Origin of the sequence: Streptomyces sp. BI87, assembly GCF_025957665.1 — a bacterium.
Classification (GTDB): Bacteria; Actinomycetota; Actinomycetes; order Streptomycetales; family Streptomycetaceae; genus Streptomyces; species Streptomyces albidoflavus.
Window position 1 is genome coordinate 1,072,133 of the sequence record NZ_CP110079.1, and the last position, 19,616, is coordinate 1,091,748.

The following is a 19,616-nucleotide window of genomic DNA, read 5'->3' on the forward strand; positions in this document are numbered from 1 at the left end:
GTGCCTCACCCTCCCGTCTACAGCCGTGGGTCCACCGGCTCGGACTCCAGGGCGAGGACGCCGAAGACCGCCTCGTGGACGCGCCAGAGGGGTTCGCCGTCGGCCAGGCGGTCGAGGGCTTCCAGGCCGAGGGCGTACTCGCGCTGGGCGAGGGAGCTCTTGTGGCCGAGGAAGCGGTGGCGCAGGCGCTCCAGGTTGGCGGGGCGGGTGTACTCGGGGCCGTAGACGACGCGCAGGTACTCGCGGCCACGGCACTTCAGGCCGGGCTGGACGAGGCGGCCGTCCTTGCCCTTGACCAGGGCGTCGACCGGCTTGACGACCATGCCCTCACCGCCCGCGCCGGTCAGCTCCAGCCACCAGTCGGTGCCGGCCCGGACCGACTCCGGATCGCCCGTCTCCACGAAGAGGCGGCGGGTCGGGGCGAGCAGGCCCGTCGGGTCGACCTCGACCAGGCGGTCGATGAGGGCGAGCTGCCGGTCGTGCGGGAGTCTGGCGAGGCTGCGTCCGCTGGCTGCGAGGAGCTGGAAGGGAGCGAGCCGCGCGCCGTCCACGCCCTCGGCGGGCCAGCAGTACCGCCGGTACGCCTCGGTGAAGGCCGTCGCGTCCGCCGCCCGTTCGCGCTGCCGCTCCAGCAGGGCGCCGGTGTCCACGCCCCGCCCGGCCGCGGCCCCGAGCGCCGCGAGGGCGTCGGGGAAGACGGCCCGGGCGGCCGCACCCACGGCGGCGTACTGGGAACGGAGCAGACCGGTGGCCTTGAGCGACCACGGCATCAGCTCGGCGTCGAGGAGCAGCCAGTCGGTGTCCAGCTCCTCCCAGAGCCCGGCCGCGCCGACCGCCTCCCGCACCCGGCCGAGCACGGTCTCGGTGGTCCCGGGCGCGTCGAAGAACGGGCGCCCGGTACGGGTGTAGAGCGCGCCCGTGACGCCTTCCTCCGTCACGCCGAACCGCTCGCGCGCGGTGCGGGCGTCCCGGCAGACCAGCGCGACCGCCCGCGACCCCATGTGCTTCTCCTCGCAGACCACCCGCTCGACGCCGGAGGAGGCGTACGCGGCGAACGCCTCCTCCGGGTGCTCCAGGTACCCCTCCCGCCGGGAGGTGGGCACCGGTGCCATGGTCGGCGGCAGGTACGGCATGAGGCTCGGGTCGACCGCGAACCGGGTCATCACCTCCAGCGCGGCCGCGGCGTTCTCCTCGCGCACGGCCACGCGCCCCTGGTGGCGGGTCTCGACGGCGCGACGGCCGGTCACGTCGGCGAGGTCCAGCGGGCGGCCTTCGTGTCCGCCCGGCGCCTCGGAGGCCAGCGGCCGCACCGGCTCGTACCAGACGCGCTCGGCAGGGACGTCGACCAGTTCCCGCTCGGGCCAGCGCAGGGCGGTGAGCTTGCCGCCGAAGACGGCGCCGGTGTCGAGGCAGATGGTGTTGTTGAGCCAGGTGGCGGTGGGTACCGGGGTGTGGCCGTAGACCACGGCGGCGCGGCCCCGGTACTCCTCGGCCCACGGGTAGCGCACGGGCAGGCCGAAGGCGTCGGTCTCGCCCGTGGTGTCGCCGTACAGGGCGTGGGCGCGGACCCGGCCCGAGGTGCGGCCGTGGTACTGCTCGGGCAGACCCGCGTGGCTGACCACCAGAGCGCCGCCGTCGAGGACGTAGTGGCTGACCAGCGACTCCACGAACTCCCTGACCCGGGCACGGAATCCGGGGTCGCGTTCCTCCTCGCGCTCCAGCTGCTCGATGGTCTCGGCGAGGCCGTGGGTGGCGCGGACGGTGCGGCCGTTCAGCCAGCGGCCCAGCTTGTTCTCGTGGTTGCCGGGGACGCACAGGGCGTCGCCGGAGGCGACCATGGCCATCACCCGGCGCAGCACGCCCGGGGTGTCCGGGCCGCGGTCGACGAGGTCGCCGACGAAGACGGCGGTGCGGCCCTCGGGGTGGTGTCCGTCGACGTAGCCCAGCTCGGTGAGGAGGGTCTCCAGCTCCGAGCGGCAGCCGTGGACGTCGCCGATGATGTCGAACGGTCCGGTGAGGTGGCGCAGGTCGTTGTACCGGCGCCGGCGGACCACGACGGCGCGGTCCACCTCCTGCTGGCTGCGGAGGACGTGGACCTTGCGGAACCCCTCGCGCTCCAGCCCCTTGAGGGAGCGACGCAGTTCGCGCCGGTGGCGGGCGATGACGCGGCGGTGGACCCCGGCGCGGTCGGGGCGGGCGGCGTTCCGCTCGGCGCAGACCTCCTCGGGCAGGTCCAGGACGACGGCGATGGGCAGCACGTCGTGGCGGCGCGCCAGGTCGACCAGTTGACGGCGGCTCTCGCGCTGGACGCTGGTGGCGTCGACGACGGTGAGCCGTCCGGCGGCCAGCCGCTTGCCGGCGATGTGGTGGAGCACGTCGAAGGCGTCGGCGCTGGCGCTCTGGTCGTTCTCGTCGTCGGCGACCAGGCCGCGGCAGAAGTCGGAGGAGAGCACCTCGGTCGGCTTGAAGTGGCGTGCCGCGAAGGTCGACTTGCCGGAGCCGGTGGCGCCGATCAGCACCACCAGGGAGAGGTCGGTGACGGCCAGTTCCAGCGGCCCGGAGGCGGCGGACGGGCCAGCGGAATCGGTACGGGTCATCTGTCCCGGTCCTCCTTCGGGGTCGGGGTGGCGGGGTGGGTGGTGGGTGCGGCGGCGTCGGCCAGGGTGGCGGGCGGTCCGGCCGGAGCCGGGAGTTCGCCGCGGGTGAAGACGGCCAGCTGGGTCGGCGGGCCGACCTCCTGGTCGTCGGGGCCGACCGGCAGGAAGGCCACCGTGTAGCCGTGCCGGCCCGCGACCCCCTCGGCCCAGTCGCGGAACTCCGTACGGCTCCACTCGAACCGGTGGTCGCTGTGACGGACGTGCCCGGCGGGCAGCGACTCCCAGCGGACGTTGTACTCGGCGTTGGGCGTGGTCACCACGACGGTGGCCGGGCGGGCCGAGCCGAAGACCGCGTGCGCCAGGGCCGGGAGGCGGGGCGGGTCGACGTGCTCGACCACTTCGCTCAGCACCGCCGCGTCGTACCCGGTGAGCCGCTTGTCGGTGTAGGTCAGCGAGCCCTGCACGAGCCGCACCCGGCTCGCCTGCCGCTCCCCCATCGTCTCCAGCCGCAGCCGGCGTGCCGCCACGGCGAGGGCCCGCACCGAGACGTCCAGGCCGACGATCTCGGTGTACCGCGCGTCCTTCAACAGGGCCTGGACCAGCTGGCCCTGGCCGCAGCCGAGGTCCAGGACCCGGGCGGCCCCGGCCCGCGCGAGCACGTCGAGGATCGCGGTACGGCGCTGCTCGGCGAGCGGAGGCGGGCGCTCCTGGTCCTCCGGGGTGTCCTCCACGGCGTTGTCCAGCGCCTCGGGCGCGGTGTCGTCGGTCTCGGCCAGCCGGGCGAGTTCCAGCCGCTCGCGGGCCTGGCGCGTCAGCGACCAGCGCCGCGCCAGGTACCGGCTGGTGATCAGCTCCTGCTCGGGGTGGCCGGGCAGCCACCCCTCACCGGCCCGCAGCAGCTTCTCGACCTCGTCGGCGGTGACCCAGTAGTGCTTGGCCCCGTCGAGGACGGGGAGCAGTACGTAGAGGTGGCGCAGGGCCTCGGCGACCGTCAGCTCCCCTTCGAGGGCGAGCCGGACGTACCGCGAGTCGCCCCACTCGGGGAACTTTTCGTCCAGCGGGACGGGCGCGGCCTCGACCCGCCAGCCGAGCGGCGCGAAGAGCCGCTCGACCAGGGCCGCCCCGCCGCGCGCCGGAAGGGCCGGCACCTCCACCCGCAGCGGCCGCGGCTCGCCGGGGAGTTCGGGGCGGCCCGTGCAGACGCCGCGCAGGGCGCTGCGGAAGACGGCGCCGAGCGCCACCGCCAGCAGCGAGGAGGCGGCGTAGGGCCGGTCGTTCACGTACTGGCCGAGGGACGAGTCCGGGGCGCCGCCGCGTCCCTTGCCCTTTCCGGCGCGGACCAGCGCGACCGCGTCCACCTCCAGCAGCAGGGCCGCCGTGCACCGCTCGTCGGACGCCTCGGGGTAGAAGACGTGCGCGGTGCCGTGCGAGGTGGTGAACGCCTGCGCCTTCTCCGGATGCTTGTGCAGCAGGAATCCGAGGTCGGAGGCGGGACGTCCGGGGCGTCCTTGGGTGGTCAGAGTGAGGAACACCAGGCCGATTATGGCCAGGTCAGCGCCGGGGAGCGATCCCTTTTCCGGTGCCGGCGGCGTGCCCGTCAGGTCACCGGGTAGCCGTCGCGCAGGCAGAGGGGCCGGCCGGTGCGCAGCGCGTCGCGGACCGGGCGGAGCCGCCGGGCGCGGTGCGGGCCGAGGTGCCGAATCCACTCCTCGACCGAGAGCAGGAGCCAGTCGTCGTGCTCCTCCGAGAGGCGGATGCTGTCCAGCCGCTCCGGCTCCAGGACGGGGGCGCGGAAGAAGTGCTGGACGGCCGGTTCGCTGTCCTCGAAGGTCACCCAGTCGTACCCCAGCAGCCGTGGCGGGCCCACCAGTTCGTAGCCGATCTCCTCGCGGGCCTCGCGGACGGCGGTGGTCCACGGGTCGTCCTGGGCGTCCCTGACCCCGCCGACGAACTGCCAGCTGTCCTCGTAGGTCGCGTGGACCAGGAGCAGCCGGTACTCCGCGTCGTGCAGGACCAGGGCCGAACAGGCGGTGTTGCGGGGCAGGGAGGCGAGCCAGTCGGCGCGGGAGAGGCGGGCCGGAGAGTCGGCCAGGGTGGTGTCGGTCATGGCTCCCACCCTGGACCGTGCGACGGGCCGGGCACCGGGGGTTCGCCGCACGACCACTCGAAGGTGCGCATCCGCGTCGGACGGGTCCGGTGGGGCGTCCGCGCGGCGAGGGCGGTGGAGGCAAGATGGAGTCATGGATCTTCGCGTATTCACCGAACCCCAGCAGGGCGCCACCTACGACACGCTGCTTCGCGTCGCACGGGCCTCCGAGTCGCTGGGCTACTCCGCCTTCTTCCGCTCCGACCACTACCTGCACATGGGCTCCGTCTCCGGCCTGCCCGGGCCGACGGACGCCTGGATCACCCTCGCCGGCCTCGCCCGGGAGACCGAGACGATCCGGCTCGGCACCCTGATGACGGCCGGGACCTTCCGGCTGCCCGGGGTCCTCGCCATCGAGGTGGCCCAGGTCGACGCCATGTCCGGCGGCCGGGTGGAGCTCGGACTCGGCTCCGGCTGGTACGAGGAGGAGCACCGCGCGTACGGCATCCCCTTCCCCAAGGAGAAGTTCGGGCGGCTGGAGGAGCAGCTGGCGATCGTCACCGGGCTGTGGAAGACGCCGGTCGGGGACCGCTTCGACTTCGACGGAACCTTCTACCAGCTCAAGGACTCGCCGGCGCTGCCGAAGCCGGCCCAGGAGCGGGTGCCGGTGCTCATCGGCGGCCACGGCGCCAAGCGGACGCCGGCGCTGGCGGCGCAGTACGCGGACGAGTTCAACATCCCGTTCGCCTCGGTGGAGGACACCGCGACGCAGTTCGGCCGGGTGAAGGCCGCCGCCGAGGAGCGGGGGCGCCCCGCCGACAGCCTGGTGTACTCCAACGCGCTGGTCGCCTGTGTCGGCCGGACGGACGCCGAGGTGAAGCGGCGCGCGGAGGTGATCGGCCGTGATGTGGACGAGCTGAAGGCCAACGGGCTGGCCGGTTCCCCGGCCGAGGTGGTGGAGCGGATCGCGGCCTTCGAGGCGGTCGGCTCGCAGCGCATGTACCTCCAGATGCTCGACCTCGACGACCTGGACCAGCTGGAGCTGATCTCCGCCGAGGTCATGCCGCAGCTCTCCTGACCCCTGGTCCGGGCTCCCGCGCCGCACGCGCGCCGGCGGGAGCCCGGCGGGGCCCTCGCTGCTCTCCGGCGCCCGCACGGCGCCCCTCATCGCAGCTCGGCGGCGGAACCGCGCCCGGAGTGGCCCGAACTCTCGCCGAGGGCCCGGAGCATGTCGAGGACGCGGTCGCGGGCCTCGTCGGCCGCGTCGATCGCCTCGACCGAGGCCCAGTACAGCGCCTCCTGGTACACCCCGCAGGCGAGGCCGACCAGGGCGATCCCGACCTCGCCGAGGAGTTCGGCGAGGGCGAGCAGGGTGGCCTCCACGTCCGGGGCACGGGTGAGCCGGACCGCTCGCGGGTCGCCGCGGCAGGGCACCGGCAGCTCCGTCGCCTCGGCCGCGCGGCCGCCGGGGCTGCTCAAGGCGAGGGCGGCCTCGCGTAGTTCACGCGGGCCCTCCTCGGCGAGGAGGGCGCCGACGGCCCGGCTCAGCGCCTGTGCCTCCCACACCTCCGCGGTGATGGTCTCCAGGCTGTGGCCGCGCAGCAGCGCCTGCCGGTTCATGGTGATCAGTCGCAACGCGTCCATACCGCTCCCCCGTTCGCTCACCGCGCCCCGGGCGCCGCCCGCGCCCGGCGTCCGCCGCCACGCACCGGCGGGCGGGCATGGAGCGGTGACACCGGGCGCCCGGCGGACACCCCGAGCGCAACAGTCCACTACCCAGAGTGAGGTACTGCGCGCCGAAACACCAGAGGAAATCGGAAATCTATGGACACAGGATCGATTGTGGACAACTCGATCACTCCGGAGAGTGAGATGACGCGGAAGAGGACCGGGAGTGCTCCCGTGCGGCCGGGGGTTCAGCGGTCGAGCGGATACGGCCCGGCGGGGAAGCGGCGCTCGTTGCGGTCGATCTTCGCGGCCAGCGCCTCCAGCGCGTCGATCCCCAGCACCTCGCAGAGCTGGAGGGTGTAGGCGAGCACGTCCGCGACCTCGTCCCGGACCCGGAAGGCGCTGTCGGGGTCGTCCATCACCGCCGCCGCCTGTTCCGGCGTCAGCCACTGGAAGATCTCCAGGAGTTCGGAGGCCTCGACGCTGAGCGCCGCCGCCAGGTTCTTGGGCGTGTGGTACTGCCCCCACTCCCGCGCGGCGGCGAACCGGGCCAGCCTCTTCTGGAGTTCCTCCGCGGTGAGCCCGCCGGCCCCGGCCGGTCGCTCCCCCTCCGGCCCCTGCCCCGCCCGCTCCGCTGCGTCCACTGCCCCGCTCCTCATCCGTTCCCGGCCCCGTCCGGCGTCAGGTCTACCACCGTGAGCCCCTCGACCGCCGCCCCGGCCTCCCCGAGCGCCTCCCCGGCGTCGCGGACGGTCCCGATCAGCCGGATGTGGCCGCGCGACACCGACCTCCCCGCCAGGGCGACCAGCCCTCGCAGCTGCCGGGTGTCCAGGTCCCGGTCGAGGCTGTCGGCGAGGACGGTGAGGCTCTGGTAGGCGCCGGGCACCTCGGCCGCCGGGTCGAACTCCAGCACGCCCGGCCCGGTGAGAAGGACCAGGCAGAGCGCCAGGTGGCGCAGTTCGCCGTCGCCGAGCCGGGCCAGCGGGGTGTGCCGGCCCGCGCCCCGGTCGAGCAGGGCCTCGACCAGGCCGCCCGGGCGCACCTCGGCGAAGACGTCGTGGACGGGGCGGAGCGCGGCCTCGCGCACGGCGGAGACGAGCAGGCCGTGCCGGATCGCGCACTCGGTGCGGGTCCGCAGGAGCACGTCGGCGAGGTTGTCGCAGCCCGACAGCAGCCGCCCGCTGGAGACCGGCACCGGGGCGCGCATCGCGGCGGGCCGGGGTTCGCAGGCGTAGACGGAGCGCAGGGCGACGACGACCTGTTCGGCGGCGGCCAGGACCCGCTGCTCGCCCTGGGTCCGCCCGCCGACGCGCAGCGGCAGCACGGCGGTGGTGAGCCGGTCGTCCGAGAGGGCACCCCGGGTGACCGGCGCCGCCCCGGCGGTGTGCCAGGCGGCGTGCACGAAGCGGCGGCCGGGGTTGCTCAGCGCCGTCTCCAGCAGGGTGGTGCCCTGCCAGGTGAGGCGTTCGCCGACGATGCGCAGGGTCGGTTCGACCTGCACGGCGAGGTCGAGGCGGACCGGCCCCACCGGGCCGTCGACGGTGCAGCCGATGCGGAAGCCGCGCCGCTGCTGGGCATCGGGGCGCGCGGTCTCCGGGACGCAGGCGACCGGGTCGGGGAAGACCTCCTCCAGGCTGGTTCCGGAGCCGAGGGCGGCGAGGGCGGCGTAGGCGCCGAGGACGGTGGAGCGGCCGCTGCCGCTGGGTCCGGCGAGGAGGGTGAGGGGGCCGACCGGAATCCGGGTGCGGCGCAGGCCCGCGTAGGCGGAGAGACACAGCTCGGTGACGGCGGGGCGCGCTCTCGCCGGCGCGGCGGCCGCGTCCTCGGGGGCCGCCCCGGGCACCTGGTCCGAGGGGTGGCGGCGCGGTTCGGGGACGGTGTCGCCGGAGCGGCGCACGGGGGCGGCGCGGAAGGGCGTGGCGGAGGGGCGCGGGCGGCGGCTGCCGGGGGTGAGCTGCGGGGGGACCGTCATGAAGCGGACCGTAGACAACGCTGTCTGAGCTGAACCGTTTACCCCGGAACCGTTCCTACGATCGGGGGACGGAAGGCTTCTCGGGTCGGGGTCAGCAGTTGAGGTGAGAGCGCCTGCGCGTACTCCCGTGCGAAATGATCTTCGAGGTGGCCGGAACACTCCGGGCCGGCTGTCCGGGGGCCCGCTTCCACCCGCCTCGACCCGCTTCAGCACATCCGTCGAACGCGGAAGACGACACCCCGGCCCCCTCCCCGGCGGCCGACAGCCGCCGGGGAGGCCCGCTCAGCCCTGCGGGGTGACGCTGTCCACCAGTCCCTGGACCTCCATGCCGGGCGGGGCGAGGAGGAAGACGTTCCGGTCGACGCGGTGCATGCCGCTGCCGAGGCCGAAGACGACTCCGCTGCTGAAGTCCAGGACGCGCTTGGCGACGTCGGTCTCGGCGCCGCTGAGGTCGAGGAGGACGGGGACGCGGGTCATCAGCGTCTCGGCCACGTCGCGGGCGTCGGAGAAGACGTTGACCCGCATGACCACGAACCGGCGCCTCGGCTCGGTCCGGGCTTCGGGGGTGGCGCGGTGGCCCGGCCAGGACGGCCAGGCGTCGCGGCCCCGCAGGGGGACGACCTGGGCGAGGCCCTCCCACTGCTCATCGGTGACGTCGTGGCCGTTCACTGCCCCCACCCCGTCCGGGCTCGCTCGGTTGTCTGCATTCCGTAATTCTGACGCGCTTCACCCGATCGGCCCAACTGCGACACGGTCCGCACGGAGCGGCAGTGGTGTCGGCGCCGTCGTGCGGGTACGCGTACCCCTTGCCAGACTGGTGAACCAGGGGGCCGGCCCGAAGGGAGACGCCAGGAATGCCACGCGGATCGAACGCCAAGCGGGAGCGGCAGTACGAGGACATCAAGAAGAGCGAGGAGGAGCACGGCGCGAGTGAGAAGCGGGCCGAGGAGATCGCGGCACGCACCGTCAACAAGGCCCGGGCCCGCGCCGGTGAGGCGAAGACCGCGAGCCGCACCTCGACCGAGGACATCTCCTCGTACCGGCGCGGCGGGCTCCGCTCGCACGAGGGGGCGCAGGGGCCGACGCGCGATCAGCTGTACGAGGAGGCGCGGCGGAAGAACCTCAAGGGCCGCTCCACCATGAACAAGGACGAGCTGGCGAAGAAGCTCGGCTACTGACGGCGCGGTGGGCGGGCCCCGGCGGAGTTCCGCCGGGGCCCGCCCACCGCGCGTCTCAGCCCTCCCAGCGCCACTCGGCGACCTCCGGCAGGTCGCTGCCGTGTTCACGAATCCACCGGTGGTGGCGGAAGCGGGCGTCGGCCATCGCCTGACGCAGCCCGACCGCCCGCACGCCGAGCCCGGGGACCCGGTCGATGACGTCCATGACCAGCCGGTACCGGTCGAGGTCGTTGCGGACCACCATGTCGAAGGGGGTCGTGGTGGTCCCCTCCTCCTTGTAACCCCGCACGTGCAGGTGGTCGTGGCCGTGCCGCCGGTAGGCGAGGCGGTGGATCAGCCACGGATAGCCGTGGTACGCGAAGATGACCGGCTTGTCGCGGGTGAACAGCGCGTCGTACTCGGCGTCCGGCATGCCGTGCGGGTGCTCGCCCTGGGGCAGCAGCCGCGCCACGTCCACGACGTTGACCACGCGGAGGCTCAGCTCGGGCAGGTGGCGGCGGAGCAGGCTCGCGGCGGCCAGCACTTCCTGGGTGGGGACGTCCCCGGCGCAGGCGAGGACCGCGTCCGGTTCCCGCGTACCGTCCTCGGTCCCGGCCCACGCCCAGGTCCCGGCACCGCGCGCGCAGTGGGCGCGGGCCTGCTCCAGGGTCAGCCAGTCGAAGGTGGGCTGCTTGCCGGAGACGATGACGTTGACGTAGTCGCGGCTGGCCAGGACGTGTTCGGCGGCGGCGAGCAGGGTGTTGGCGTCCGGCGGCAGGTAGACGCGGACCGCCTCGGGGCTCTTGTTGAGGATGTGGTCGACGAAGCCGGGGTCCTGGTGCGAGAAGCCGTTGTGGTCCTGGCGCCAGACGTGCGAGGTCAGCAGGTAGTTGAGGGAGGCGATGGGGCGCCGCCAGTCGAGCCTGCGGGAGGCTCGCAGCCATTTGATGTGCTGGTTGACCATGGAGTCGACGATGTGCGCGAACGCCTCGTAGCAGGAGAAGAGGCCGTGCCGGCCGGTGAGCAGGTAGCCCTCCAGCCAGCCCTGGCAGAGGTGTTCGGCGAGCACCTCCATGACTCGGCCGTCGCGCGAGAGGTGTTCGTCGGTGGGGTAGGTCTTCTCCTCCCAGGTCTTGCCGGTGGCGCCGTAGACGGCGTCGAGCCGGTTGGAGGCGGTCTCGTCGGGGCCGACCAGGCGGAAGTCGCGCCGGGCGGCGGTGGCGGCCATCAGTTCCTCCAGCCAGCCGCCGAGGACCTGGGTGGGCTCGCTGGTGCTCTGCCCGGGTGCCGGCACCTCCACGGCGTGGCCGGCGAGGCCGGGCAGCGGGAGGTCGCGGGTGAGCCGGCCGCCGTTGGCGTACGGGGTGGCGCCGAGGCGGGCGTCGCCCTCGGGGACGTACCGCAGGACCTCGGGGCGGGGGCGGCCCTCCTCGTCGAAGAGTTCCCCGGGGCGGTAGGAGCGCATCCACTCCTCCAGCTGGCGCCGGTGGTCGTCGTTCTCGCGGACGCCGGGCAGCGGGACCTGGTGGGCGCGCCAGGTGTTCTCCACCGGCAGGCCGTCCACCTCGCGGGGGCCGGTCCAGCCCTTGGGGGTGCGCAGGACGATCATCGGCCAGGAGGGGCGTTCGACGGCGCCCTGGACGCGGGCGCGCTCCTGGATGACGGCGATCCGGTCGAGCGCGGTGTCCAGGGCGAGCGCCAGTGCGCGGTGGACGGTCTCGGGGTCGTCGCCCTCGACGTACAGCGGGTCGTGGCCGTAGCCGCGCAGCAGGGCGTCGAGTTCGTCCTCGGGGAGCCGGGCGAGGACCGTCGGGTTGGCGATCTTGTACCCGTTGAGGTGGAGGATCGGCAGGACGGCGCCGTCGTGGACGGGGTCGAGGAACTTGTTCGAGTGCCAGGAGGCGGCGAGCGGCCCGGTCTCGGCCTCGCCGTCGCCGATGACGCAGGCGACGAGGAGGCCGGGGTGGTCGAAGGCGGCGCCGTAGGCGTGGGTGAGGGCGTAGCCCAGTTCCCCGCCCTCGTGGATCGAGCCGGGGACGTCGGGGGCGACGTGGCTGGGGACGCCGCCGGGGAAGGAGAACTGCTTGAAGAGACGGGCCATGCCCTCGGCGTCGCGGGGCACGTCCCGGTAGACGTCGCTCCAGCTGCCCTCCAGCCAGGAGTTGGCGACGACCGCCGGGCCGCCGTGGCCGGGGCCCCAGACGGCGAGGGCGGTCAGGTCGCGGTCCTTGATCACCCGGTTGAGGTGGGTGTACACGAGGTTCAGCCCCGGCGAGGTGCCCCAGTGCCCGAGCAGCCTCGGCTTGATGTCCTCGGGGGCGAGGGGGCGGGTGAGCAGGGGGTTGTCCATCAGGTAGATCTGCCCGACGGCCAGGTAGTTGGCGGCGCGCCAGTGCGCGTCGAGGGCGGCGATCTCCTCGGCGGAGGGTCCGCCGGTGCGGTCGGGGGCCTGGCTCATGCGGGTCTCCTGGGGGAACGGGGCGCGGCCCCCGCCGGGCACGGGGCCGGGCGGGGGCCGCGCGGACGTCACTCAGCCCACGCTGACGGCGGGCGGCGGGCAGGGGCGCGCCCCGGTCAGCGGGGGCTGCGGGGTGCCGGGCAGGCCGGCCGCGCCCTGCGGGAGGTCGACGCGCCGGGTGCACCAGACGACCTTTCCGCTCTCGGTGTGACAACTGCCCCAGCTGTCGCAGAGCACACCGATCCGCGCGAGTCCGCCGCCGCGCTCCAGCCGGCGCGGCATCGTCGTACAGGTGTCGGCGACGGAGACGGTCAGCCGCCGTCCGCTGAGCCGCAGTTCGACCGTGCAGGGGGCGTCCTCCCCGACGTGCCGGACGACGTTGCCGAGGAGTTCGGTGAGCGCCTTGCCGAGGGGGCCCGTCTGGCGCTCCAGGCCCCAGTGGCCGAGGTAGGCGGCGGCGATGCGCCGGACCCGGTCGATCCGGTCGGTGCCGATCCGCAGGTCGAGGCGGTAGATCCGGTCGGCGCGACCGGTGTCGAAGGTGAGCGTCCCGGTGGGGGCCGGGGGCTCCGCCGGGCGTTCGGCGCGCGCGACCCGGACGGCGTGCCCGCCGTCCTCCCCCGCCGGGGACGCGCCGGGGAGCGAGACGGTCCGGGCCGCCTCGGGCGCGGTACGTCCGGCGGGCGGGCGCGGGCGTTCGGGCGCCACGGGCGGGGCGAGCGCCTCCGGGGCGGCGAGGGTGCCGGCGCCCGGGACCGGCACCGGGGGCGCGGCCCCGGCGGCGGTGGTGATCACGGCTTCGGCGGCCGTGGGTTCGGTGCTGTCGAAGGACAGGGACATGGTCGCGGCTCCTGTACGAGGCTCACGCGCCCCCCTTCGAACCGGCACCCCCGACCACGCGACGTGAGCTGTTGCCTCTTCTGGGTCACCCACAGGGTCACCCGGCCCGCGGGGCGCCGCAACCGGAGCACAGGGGCCGTCAGCCGGCCCGGGTGTCCCGTATCAGGGCGAGCACCGGGAAGACGAACCAGCACAGCACGAACCACACCCCCATCGCGGCGACCAGCCAGAACGCCGTCGCGTTGTGCAGGGCGACCCGCAGCACCAGCAGGAGGGCCGCGCACATCGTGCAGAGCAGCAGGATCAGTCCCAGCACGGTCAGCCGGGAGGCCCAGACGACGGTCTGGGGCTTGAGGCGGCGGCCGGTGAGGAGCCGGTGGTAGGAGACCGGCCCGATGAGGGCGGCGGCGGTGGCGGCCGCGAGGACGACGGTGACGACGTAGATGGTGCGGTCGGTGGCGGCCAGGTCCTCGAAGCGGGACTGGAAGGCGACCGCCAGCAGGAAGGCGAAGAGGACCTGGACGCCCGTCTGGGCGACCCTCAGTTCCTGGAGGAGTTCGGACCACTGACGGTCCGCCCGTTCCTCGCGGGTCTCGGTGCGCCCCGTCCCCACGGTCACGGGCCCGGGTCGGCCGGCTTCACTGGTCACCGGTTTCCTCTCCGCCGCAGTACGGGCGTCCGCATCCCGTACGTCTGACCACCGTATGCCCGCTCGGCGCCGGGTCAGCGCTACGACAGCGCCGGGCGCGCGGCGGGGTGCACGGCCGGGCCCTCGGCCGGGCCCTCGGCCGGACGGAGACGCGGAACAGCCCCCGGGGAGCACCTCCCGGGGGCTGTCGGTCCCGTGGCCCGGCCGTGCGGCCGGTGCCTCTCAGGCGTCGGTGCGGATGATCACGTCGAGGGTGCGGGGGCCGTGGACGCCCTCGACCCGCTCCAGCTCGATGTCGGAGGTGGCCGACGGGCCGCTGATCAGCGTGGTGGGCCGGTGCGGGGTGAGCCGGGCCAGCGCCTCGGGGACGCCGACGGCGACCGAGGAGAGGTCGACCACGCAGACGTGCAGGTCGGGGACGAGGGAGAGGGCGCGGCGGCCCTGGTCCGGCGCGCCGTCGAGGAAGATCGTGCCGGTCTCGGCGCAGCTCACCCGGGAGGCGGTGACCACGCCGTCGAGCTGGTCGAGGGCGGGCGCGGGGATGTCGGCGTGGTCCTCCTGGACGGTGCCGTCGAACTGGGCGAGCCAGTCGCGGTCGAGCCCCGCCGGGACGCCGATGTGCTTCGCGCCCCGGGTCGCGAGGACGCGGGCCACGGTGGCGGCGGTCTCCCCGGCGACGCAGGTGTGCACCTCGGCCTTGTAGTCGACGAGGCGGTCGACGAAGAGGTCGAGCCGTTCGGCGTCGGGCAGGGTGCGGCCGGTGCGGTAGGCACGGGGGACCTCGGCCGGAGGCTTGGGGGCCAGGGTCAGGGCGTCCCGGACGCGGCCGAGGACGGTCTCTCGTGCGTTCACCGCTGCTCCTCGGTGTCGTCGGTGGCGGGCGTGGCGGACTCGGCCCGCCGCTCGGCACCCTCGCGGGCGGCGGCGCCCAGGGTGGCGCGGCCCTCGTCGGAGGCGAACCAGTCGCGGAAGGTCTGCTTCGGCGGGGCGGCGAGGTCGCGGCTCTCGCTCCACCCGTCGAAGGGCGCGGGCAGGCGGGTGATTTTCTTGTCCCGCCCGGCGGCGACCCGGCCGAGCCCGGCCGCCTTCTGCGCGGTGGTGTACAGCCCCGGCCGCGCCATCACGGCGGCCGCCGCCTTCATCGCCGCCTGTTCGACGGTCCGCCCGGACTGCTCGGTGTTCTGGTGGCGCAGCTCCACCAGGAGCGAGGGGATGTCGATCTTCACCGGGCAGGCGTCGAAGCAGGCCCCGCAGAGGCTGGAGGCGTACGGCAGGGAGCTGTTCGGGTCGTCCTTGGCGGCGTGCATGCCGGCCAGCTGCGGGGTGAGGACGGCGCCGATCGGCCCGGGGTAGGTCGAGCCGTAGGCATGGCCGCCGGCCCGTTCGTAGACCGGGCAGACGTTGAGGCAGGCGGAGCAGCGGATGCAGTTGAGCGCCTCACGGCCGACGGAGTCGGCGAGGGCGGCGGTGCGTCCGTTGTCGAGCAGGACGAGGTGGAACTCCTGCGGCCCGTCGCCCGGGGTGACGCCGGTCCACAGCGAGGTGTACGGGTTCATCCGCTCGCCGGTCGAGGAGCGCGGCAGGAGCTGGAAGAAGACCTCCAGGTCCTCGTAGCGCGGCAGGACCTTCTCGATGCCCATGACGGTGATCAGGGTCTCGGGCAGGGTGAGGCACATCCGGCCGTTGCCCTCGGACTCGACCACCGAGAGGGTGCCGGTCTCGGCGATGCCGAAGTTGGCGCCGGAGATCGCGACCTTGGTGGTCATGAACTTCTCGCGCAGGTACGCGCGGGCGGCAGCGGCCAGTTCGGCGGGGACCGCGTTCAGCTCCGGGTCGACGCCGGGGATCTCCTTGAGGAAGATCTCGCGGATCTCGTCGCGGTTGCGGTGGATCGCCGGGACCAGGATGTGCGAGGGCTTGTCGTCGGCGAGCTGCACGATCAGCTCGGCCAGGTCGGTCTCGTACGCCGTGACGCCCTGGCTCTCCAGGTGCTCGTTGAGGCCGATCTCCTGGGTGGCCATCGACTTGACCTTGATGACCTCCTCGCTGCCGGTGGCGGCGACGAGCCGGGTGACGATGGCGTTGGCCTCGTCGGCGTCCCTGGCCCAGTGGACCGTGCCGCCGGCCTCGGTGACCTTCCGCTCCAGCTGCTCCAGCAGCTCGGGCAGGCGGTTCATGGTGTCGGTCTTGATGGCGGAGCCCGCGTCGCGCAGCGCCTCCCAGTCGGGGAGCTCGGCGGTGACGTTCAGCCGCTTGCCCCGGATGGTGTGGGTGGCCTTGAGGAGGTTCTGCCGCAGCTGGTCGTTGCGCAACTCGTGGTGGGCGGCCTTCGGGAACTTCTCGTCGCCGCGCAGGTTCCCGGAGCCGTACGGGGAGCGGGGCGGGGCGGCGGGCATGCCGAGGAAGGTGCTGCTCATCGGGCGGCCTCCGTCAGGACGTGGGGCGCGGTACGGGTGCTGGCGAGGATCTGCGCGAGGTGGAGCGTACGGGTGCCGGCCTTGATGCGGGAGAGGCCGCCGCCGATGTGCATCAGGCAGGAGGAGTCCCCGGCGGTGCAGACGTCGGCGCCGGTGCCGGTGACGTGAGCCAGCTTGTCCTTCAGCATCGCCGAGGAGGTCTCGGCGTTCTTGATCGCGAAGGTGCCGCCGAAGCCGCAGCAGGCGTCGGCCTCGGGCAGCTCCACCAGGTCGATGGCGTCGACGGCGCGCAGCAGCTTCAGCGGCTTGTCGCCGACCCGCAGCATCCGCAGGGAGTGGCAGGTGGGGTGGTAGGTGACCCGGTGCGGGAAGTAGGCGCCGACGTCGGTGACGTCCAGGACGTCGACGAGGAGCTCGGAGAGCTCGTACGTCTTCGCCTTCACCGTGGCCACGCCGGAGCGCAGCGCGGCGTCGCCGTACCGCTCGGCGATGATCTCGTGCTGGTGGCGGACCGAACCGGCGCAGGAGCCCGAGGGCATCACCACGGCCTCGATCGAGGCGTCCCCGAACTGCTCCGCGTAGTTGCGGACCAGCGGGACCGGCTCGCGCTGGTAACCGGTGTTGACGTGCATCTGGCCGCAGCAGGTCTGCCCCGGCGGGAAGACCACCTCGTGTCCCAGGCGGGCGAGCAGCACCGCGGTCGACTTCACCGCGTCCGGGTAGAGCGTGTCTCCCAGGCACGTGGCGAAGAGTCCGATACGCATGGGACGACCTCCACGATCGATATTTTCGGTCCGACCATAGTAGCGTCTGGCCTTACTGTACTGAAGAGACGCACAACAGTTTGGTCCGACCTTATTGACATGAGACATCTCCGGTGCGGTACTGAGTTGGATCGTTCAGCCACACGCGTCGCAGCAGCTCCAGAGGCGGGACCTCGGACCCTGGGCGCGGAACTCGATGAGGAGCACTCTCGTGGCCCCAGCACCACCGGCCGCTCTCGCCGCCACGTACACACCGGATTCGACTGCCGTCGGGGGCAGTCTGGCGGGCACGGCACTCCTGGGGCTCGTCCCCCTCGCCACCTTCTTCCTCCTGCTCATGTGGGCCAAGCGGTCCGCCCTCCAGTCGGCGGTCGGCGCGCTCGTCGTCGCCCTGCTGGTGGGCGTCGTGGGCATGGGGATGCCGGTACAGCTCGGCCTCCTCTCCGCGAGCCAGGGCCTGGTCTTCGGACTCTTCCCCGTCATGCTGATCGTGGTCGCGGCGATCTGGTTCTACGAACTCACCGTCGTCAGCAACCGCTTCGAGGACCTGCGGCGCTCCTTCAGCGCGGTGGGCCGGGGTGACCTGCGCGTCCAGGCGATGCTGATCGCGTTCTGCTTCGGCGGGCTCCTGGAGGCGCTCGCCGGGTTCGGCGCGCCGGTCGCCATCACCGCCGCCATGCTGATGGCGCTCGGCCTGCCGCCGCTGCGCGCCGCCGTGACCGTGCTGGTCGCCAACACCGCTCCCGTCGCCTTCGGCGCCATGGCCATCCCGATCACCACCGCGGGCAACCTCACCGGCATCCCGCCGGAGGAGATCGCCGCCGTCGTCGGCCGCCAGAGCCCCGTGCTCGCCCTCTTCGTCCCCCTCCTTCTGCTCTTCCTGGTGGACGGTACGCGCGGACTGCGCCAGCTCTGGCCCATCGCCCTGGTCACCGGTGCCGTCTTCGCCGTCGCCCAGTTCTGGTGCTCCTCGCACTTCGCCTACGAGCTGACCGACGTGGTCGCCGCCCTGGCCGGCTTCGCCGCCGCCGTGCTGATGCTGCGCTTCTGGAAGCCGACGACCCCCGAGGACCAGCGCTCCCAGGTCGAGGCCGAGCCGCTGACCCTGCGCCGGGTCAACCTCGCCGTCCTGCCGTACGTCCTGGTCATCGTCATCTTCGCGCTGGCCAAGCTGAACCTCGGCGGGCTGGACATGCCGAAGATCCTCGGCGTCTGGAACATCGAGCTCCAGTGGCCGGGCCTGTACGGCTCGCTGCTCGCCCCCGACGGGTCGCCCGCCGGCAGCGCCGTCTACAAGCTCGACGTGCTCGGCAACCCCGGCACGCTCCTCATCCTCTCCGGCCTCCTGGTCACGCTCATCTACCGGTTCACCCGCGACGAGCGGTTCCCGATGACCGGACGGATGGCGCTGGGCGCCGCCGGCCACACCCTCGACAACATGAAGGTGTCCATCGCGACGGTCGCCACCGTGCTCTCCATCAGCTACGTGATGAACCAGTCCGGGCAGACCGTCGCCATCGGGACCTGGCTCGCCGCGGCCGGCGGGATCTTCGCGCTGCTCTCGCCGAGCCTGGGCTGGCTGGGGACGGCTGTGACCGGGTCCGACACCTCGGCCAACGCGCTCTTCGCGACGCTTCAGCAGACCGCCGGGCAGAAGGCGGGGATCGATCCGACGTTGCTGGTCGCGGCGAACACCTCCGGTGGGGTGGTGGGGAAGCTGGTCAGTCCGCAGAATCTGACGATCGCTGCCACTGCTGTGGAGCAGCCCGGGAGTGAGCGGGTGTTGCTGCGCAAGGTGGCCGGGTACAGCGTGGCGATGCTCGGGGTGCTGTGTGTGCTCGTGTACTTGCAGTCGCTGCCTGTGCTGTCCTGGATGCTGCCCTAGGCAGGGGTTGGCCCCCGGTTCGCCTGCGGCGGGCTGGGGGCTTTCGCTTGCGCGGGCTGGAGTGGGGGCTGGCTTTCCGCCGTTTTCGGTGCGGTCACCGATTGGCCTCAAGCGCCGGCCGGGCTGGTTTTGGCCTCAAGCGCCGGCCGGGCTGAATTTGTGGGCGGCTGTGGGGATCGGCTGCGGACGTGTGACCTGACGGTCACCGATGGCCTCAAACGCCGGCCGGGCTGGAGGTTGCCGGCCCGCGCTGGAGGTTGCCGATGCGGTCTGAGGTTGCCGATGCGGGCTGGAGGTTGCCGATTCCGGCTGGGAATTGGCGGTGCGGGCTGGGAGTTGGCGACCGGGTCAGTCTGTGGTGTCCGGGACCAAGGTGCCGTGGAAGCCTCGGATGTGTTGTTCGGCGAGGTCTGCGGCGGCGGGGCCGTTGCATTGTTTGACGAGGGTGAGGAGGGCGGTGTGTTCGGCGTTGAGGGCGGCGGCGGTGGCGGGCCAGTCCTCGGCGGCTTCGAGGGCCTGGAGGATGAGGGGGCGTACCGACTCGCGGACCGCCGAGGTGAGGGTGGAGGTCAGCTGGTTGCCGGAGCTGCGGGCGATCTGGACGTGGAAGCTGGTGTCCAGGTCGTTGAACTCGGGGACCGTGACGTCCGGTTCCTGCATGCGGCGCAGGGTCTCCTCGGCCTCGGCGAGGTCTTCGGCCGAGGCGTGGGTGGCGGCCGCCTCGAAGCTGGAGCGCTCCAGGACGACGCGGGCCTCCAGGACGTCGTGGAGGTTGTAGCTGCCGAGCGCCACGTGGAGGCGGAGGAGGCGGCCGAGCGCGTCGTCGGGGTTGCGGACGATGCGGGCACCCGCGTCGGGGCCGCGTCCGGCGTGGGCGACGAGGACGCCGATGGTCTCCAGGACGCGCAGCGCCTCGCGCAGGGCGGAGCGGCTGACGCCGAGGACGGGGGCGAGTTCGCGCTCGGGGGGCAGCCGGTCGCCCGCCTTGAGCTCGCCCGCGACCACCTGTTCCTCGATGCGCTCCAGTACCAGTTCATGCGTACGTGACTGGCGTACGGGGCGCCATTCGGCGGCCATGGCACCTCCCGGGGTCGCTGGGCCTCTCGCACCGAAACTATGTCAC

General features: G+C 73.3%; 17 protein-coding genes. 3 read left to right on the top strand and 14 right to left on the bottom strand.

What is annotated here, in order from left to right; all coding sequences use genetic code 11:
- Nucleotides 1–17 precede the first annotated feature (17 nt).
- From OIM89_RS04575 to OIM89_RS04585, 3 genes are all read right to left on the bottom strand, one after another.
- Nucleotides 18–2,597, bottom strand: a complete 2,580-nt coding sequence (locus OIM89_RS04575) for a polynucleotide kinase-phosphatase (protein ID WP_151167807.1) — start codon at nucleotides 2,595–2,597, stop codon at nucleotides 18–20.
- Nucleotides 2,594–4,129: a 3' terminal RNA ribose 2'-O-methyltransferase Hen1 gene (locus OIM89_RS04580; RefSeq protein ID WP_030697901.1), complete on the bottom strand. Its 1,536-nt coding sequence runs from the start codon at nucleotides 4,127–4,129 to the stop codon at nucleotides 2,594–2,596. The genes OIM89_RS04575 and OIM89_RS04580 overlap by 4 nt, the downstream gene beginning before the upstream one ends.
- Nucleotides 4,130–4,194: 65 nt before the next feature.
- On the bottom strand, nucleotides 4,195–4,704 hold the full coding sequence (locus OIM89_RS04585) for an NUDIX domain-containing protein (protein WP_195730201.1): 510 nt from the start codon (nucleotides 4,702–4,704) through the stop codon (nucleotides 4,195–4,197).
- A 133-nt stretch (nucleotides 4,705–4,837) separates the two neighbouring features.
- Here OIM89_RS04585 and OIM89_RS04590 point away from each other — a divergent pair, with 133 nt between their 5' ends.
- Complete coding sequence (locus tag OIM89_RS04590) at nucleotides 4,838–5,761, top strand: LLM class F420-dependent oxidoreductase (protein ID WP_030697900.1); 924 nt, start codon at nucleotides 4,838–4,840, stop codon at nucleotides 5,759–5,761.
- Nucleotides 5,762–5,847: 86 nt separating this feature from the next.
- Here OIM89_RS04590 and OIM89_RS04595 read toward each other — a convergent pair whose 3' ends face one another.
- The 4 genes from OIM89_RS04595 to OIM89_RS04610 all read right to left on the bottom strand — a co-directional run bounded on the left by OIM89_RS04595 (nucleotide 5,848) and on the right by OIM89_RS04610 (nucleotide 8,992).
- The gene (locus tag OIM89_RS04595) at nucleotides 5,848–6,327 is read right to left on the bottom strand and encodes a DUF6099 family protein (RefSeq protein ID WP_030697899.1); all 480 of its coding nucleotides are present in this window, start codon (nucleotides 6,325–6,327) and stop codon (nucleotides 5,848–5,850) included.
- A 272-nt stretch (nucleotides 6,328–6,599) separates the two neighbouring features.
- Complete coding sequence (locus OIM89_RS04600; RefSeq protein ID WP_030697898.1) at nucleotides 6,600–6,995, bottom strand: nucleotide pyrophosphohydrolase; 396 nt, start codon at nucleotides 6,993–6,995, stop codon at nucleotides 6,600–6,602.
- An 11-nt stretch (nucleotides 6,996–7,006) separates the two neighbouring features.
- Nucleotides 7,007–8,323: a hypothetical protein gene (locus OIM89_RS04605; protein ID WP_030697897.1), complete on the bottom strand. Its 1,317-nt coding sequence runs from the start codon at nucleotides 8,321–8,323 to the stop codon at nucleotides 7,007–7,009.
- 282 nt (nucleotides 8,324–8,605) lie between these two features.
- Complete coding sequence (locus tag OIM89_RS04610; protein WP_030697896.1) at nucleotides 8,606–8,992, bottom strand: cell division protein SepF; 387 nt, start codon at nucleotides 8,990–8,992, stop codon at nucleotides 8,606–8,608.
- A gap of 185 nt (nucleotides 8,993–9,177) precedes the next feature.
- On the opposite strand from OIM89_RS04610, the gene OIM89_RS04615 reads away from it, so the two are divergent.
- Nucleotides 9,178–9,501 (top strand): hypothetical protein, encoded by a 324-nt coding sequence (locus OIM89_RS04615; RefSeq protein WP_030697895.1) that lies wholly within the window; start codon nucleotides 9,178–9,180, stop codon nucleotides 9,499–9,501.
- Nucleotides 9,502–9,556: 55 nt separating this feature from the next.
- Here the strand turns inward: OIM89_RS04615 and OIM89_RS04620 are convergent, their stop codons facing one another.
- The 6 genes from OIM89_RS04620 to OIM89_RS04645 all read right to left on the bottom strand — a co-directional run bounded on the left by OIM89_RS04620 (nucleotide 9,557) and on the right by OIM89_RS04645 (nucleotide 16,608).
- Entirely contained in the window at nucleotides 9,557–11,938 is a 2,382-nt protein-coding gene (locus OIM89_RS04620; RefSeq protein WP_195730204.1) for a phosphoketolase, read from the bottom strand.
- Between the two features lie 72 nt (nucleotides 11,939–12,010).
- Entirely contained in the window at nucleotides 12,011–12,778 is a 768-nt protein-coding gene (locus tag OIM89_RS04625) for an ATP-binding protein (RefSeq protein ID WP_030697893.1), read from the bottom strand.
- Between the two features lie 139 nt (nucleotides 12,779–12,917).
- Nucleotides 12,918–13,391, bottom strand: a complete 474-nt coding sequence (locus OIM89_RS04630; protein WP_030697892.1) for a DUF6328 family protein — start codon at nucleotides 13,389–13,391, stop codon at nucleotides 12,918–12,920.
- Between the two features lie 258 nt (nucleotides 13,392–13,649).
- On the bottom strand, nucleotides 13,650–14,279 hold the full coding sequence (locus OIM89_RS04635) for a LutC/YkgG family protein (protein WP_030697891.1): 630 nt from the start codon (nucleotides 14,277–14,279) through the stop codon (nucleotides 13,650–13,652).
- Nucleotides 14,276–15,844: a LutB/LldF family L-lactate oxidation iron-sulfur protein gene (locus OIM89_RS04640; RefSeq protein ID WP_264491015.1), complete on the bottom strand. Its 1,569-nt coding sequence runs from the start codon at nucleotides 15,842–15,844 to the stop codon at nucleotides 14,276–14,278. The genes OIM89_RS04635 and OIM89_RS04640 overlap by 4 nt, the downstream gene beginning before the upstream one ends.
- A complete protein-coding gene (locus OIM89_RS04645) occupies nucleotides 15,841–16,608 on the bottom strand; it encodes a (Fe-S)-binding protein (RefSeq protein ID WP_030697889.1) in 768 nt (255 codons plus the stop codon). Before OIM89_RS04645 ends, OIM89_RS04640 begins: the two co-directional genes overlap by 4 nt.
- A 211-nt stretch (nucleotides 16,609–16,819) precedes the next feature.
- Here OIM89_RS04645 and OIM89_RS04650 point away from each other — a divergent pair, with 211 nt between their 5' ends.
- Nucleotides 16,820–18,493 (top strand): L-lactate permease, encoded by a 1,674-nt coding sequence (locus OIM89_RS04650; RefSeq protein WP_257381216.1) that lies wholly within the window; start codon nucleotides 16,820–16,822, stop codon nucleotides 18,491–18,493.
- A gap of 348 nt (nucleotides 18,494–18,841) precedes the next feature.
- On the opposite strand, the gene OIM89_RS04655 is transcribed toward OIM89_RS04650, so the two are convergent.
- Entirely contained in the window at nucleotides 18,842–19,570 is a 729-nt protein-coding gene (locus tag OIM89_RS04655) for a FadR/GntR family transcriptional regulator (RefSeq protein WP_264491016.1), read from the bottom strand.
- Nucleotides 19,571–19,616 lie beyond the last annotated feature (46 nt).

Excerpts from the sequence above, each read along its gene's own strand:
- OIM89_RS04575 (WP_151167807.1), bottom strand. The coding sequence starts at position 2,597 with ATGACCCGTACCGATTCCGCTGGCCCGTCCGCCGCCTCCGGGCCGCTG.
- OIM89_RS04585 (WP_195730201.1), bottom strand. The coding sequence starts at position 4,704 with ATGACCGACACCACCCTGGCCGACTCTCCGGCCCGCCTCTCCCGCGCC.
- OIM89_RS04590 (WP_030697900.1), top strand. The coding sequence starts at position 4,838 with ATGGATCTTCGCGTATTCACCGAACCCCAGCAGGGCGCCACCTACGAC.
- OIM89_RS04595 (WP_030697899.1), bottom strand. The coding sequence starts at position 6,327 with ATGGACGCGTTGCGACTGATCACCATGAACCGGCAGGCGCTGCTGCGC.
- OIM89_RS04605 (WP_030697897.1), bottom strand. The coding sequence starts at position 8,323 with ATGACGGTCCCCCCGCAGCTCACCCCCGGCAGCCGCCGCCCGCGCCCC.
- OIM89_RS04615 (WP_030697895.1), top strand. The coding sequence starts at position 9,178 with ATGCCACGCGGATCGAACGCCAAGCGGGAGCGGCAGTACGAGGACATC.
- OIM89_RS04620 (WP_195730204.1), bottom strand. The coding sequence starts at position 11,938 with ATGAGCCAGGCCCCCGACCGCACCGGCGGACCCTCCGCCGAGGAGATC.
- OIM89_RS04625 (WP_030697893.1), bottom strand. The coding sequence starts at position 12,778 with ATGTCCCTGTCCTTCGACAGCACCGAACCCACGGCCGCCGAAGCCGTG.
- OIM89_RS04640 (WP_264491015.1), bottom strand. The coding sequence starts at position 15,844 with ATGAGCAGCACCTTCCTCGGCATGCCCGCCGCCCCGCCCCGCTCCCCG.
- OIM89_RS04645 (WP_030697889.1), bottom strand. The coding sequence starts at position 16,608 with ATGCGTATCGGACTCTTCGCCACGTGCCTGGGAGACACGCTCTACCCG.
- OIM89_RS04655 (WP_264491016.1), bottom strand. The coding sequence starts at position 19,570 with ATGGCCGCCGAATGGCGCCCCGTACGCCAGTCACGTACGCATGAACTG.